Source organism: Nocardia sp. NPDC060220 (genome assembly GCF_042727815.1).
Taxonomy (GTDB): Bacteria; Actinomycetota; Actinomycetes; order Mycobacteriales; family Mycobacteriaceae; genus Nocardia.
On record NZ_JBHWZY010001210.1, the window covers coordinates 1 to 1,579 of the forward strand.

Here is a 1,579-nt window from a genome sequence, read left to right on the forward strand (position 1 = left end):
GTCCTGGACATAGCTCCACAAATTCACGGCATTCCCATCGTCGGACTGGGCCAGTGGGTACCTGTTCGCGCGTGATCAACGGTCGAATGTGCCGTCGAAGGATAGTCGATTCCGGGTGTTCGCCCGGGGACGCGCGCGAGCTGGTGGCGGTCGATGATGGTTATGCCGCACGTTCGAGCGGTGCGGTGTACGGCTCGGCGTCGCCGGCGATCACCGTGCTCGCGGTGCCGTCGATCCCGACGGGGACCGGACCGCCCAGCGTGATGCGGGTGAGCCTGCGGTGCTCGCTGCCGTCGTAGTCGTCGATGGCGTAGTGCTGGGTGGCCCGGTTGTCCCAGATCGCGACGTCGCCCAGCGACCAGTTCCAGCGGGCGGTGTGCTCGAGGCGGGTGATCCGGTCCTGGAACAGCCGGAACAGTGCCCGCGACTCGTTGCTCGACAGCCCGACGATCTCCTTGACGAAGCAGCCGAGCAGCAGGGCGCGCTCACCGGTCTCTGGGTGCACCTCCACCACGGGGTGCTCGGTCTCGAAATAGGTGGACTCGAACTCGCGACGGTAGTCGCGGTCGGTATCGGCGGGTCGGTCCTGGATCTCGGCGGCGTAGTCGTAGCGGTTCGAATGCCGCGCGCGCAGGCTCTCGGCGAGTCGCTGGAGTGGCTCCGGCAGCGAGTTGTAGGCGGCCACGGTCGAAGCCCAGGTGGTCGAACCGCCGTAGCTGGGCAGGGCGACCGCACGCAGGATGGAGGCCTGCGGGACACGATCGACGAAGGTGACATCGGTGTGCCAGACGTTGGACCGCGTCTGGTGCGAGTCGATGGCCAGGCTCTTCGCACCGGCGGAGGTGACCGTCGGGTGCGGGGTGGTCGGGTTGCCGAGCAACTGCGCGAACTCGTACTGCCCGTCCTCGGTCAGGTGGTGCTGGCCCCGGAAGAAGATCACCTTGTGCTCGCTGAGCGCGGCGCGGATGGTGGCCACCGTTCGCGCGTCCAGGTCACCACCGAGCCGAACCCCGTCGACCTGAGCGCCGATGTGGGCGCCGAGCTTGACCACCCGCACCGCGCTCCCGGGTACAGCTGCGTCATGGACGGACATACGGAGGCCTCTCGCTCGAACCTGGACGATCTCGTCACACGAAACCAGCAGGAACGCGCCGCGACCATCATTGAATTCAGGCTGAGCGGAATGGCCGAATCGGCGGGTATTACGGTATGCGCAATTCCGCCGCGCTGTGCCCCTGGGATGTCCAAGTACTGAATCGCGATTCGGCCGCTTCCGCCGACGGCGCGCTGATCACCCGGGCGACCGCTTCCCACGACGCGCCCGACGCGCGCACGAAGCGGACGGCTTCGACGAGGCGCCGCTGTGCCGACGCCGTGTCCTCGAACGCCAGGCGCACCGGAATCAGCGCCTGCATCTCGAGCTGGTGATAGTCCCATTCGGCCAGGACCAGGCGGGCGAGGTCGGCGTCGAGCCGTCCGGTGGAGCAATGCAGCACCCGCGCGGAGGGGGCGTGGTCGGCGGACAGATCGGTGCGTAGCCAGGTTCGTCCGTGCCAGCCGTCGCAGGAGCACAGTGCGC

Annotated in this window: 2 protein-coding genes; both read right to left on the minus strand. The window is 67.9% G+C overall.

The window, feature by feature from the left end; genetic code table 11:
- Positions 1 to 160: 160 nt before the first annotated feature.
- Complete coding sequence (locus ACFWF3_RS35350) at positions 161 to 1,093, minus strand: TauD/TfdA dioxygenase family protein (RefSeq protein ID WP_379318476.1); 933 nt, start codon at positions 1,091 to 1,093, stop codon at positions 161 to 163.
- Between the two features lie 109 nt (positions 1,094 to 1,202).
- Positions 1,203 to 1,579: hypothetical protein (locus ACFWF3_RS35355; protein ID WP_379318478.1), on the minus strand; the 377-nt coding region annotated here is incomplete at its 5' end.

Excerpts from the sequence above, each read along its gene's own strand:
- ACFWF3_RS35350 (WP_379318476.1), bottom strand. The coding sequence starts at position 1,093 with ATGTCCGTCCATGACGCAGCTGTACCCGGGAGCGCGGTGCGGGTGGTC.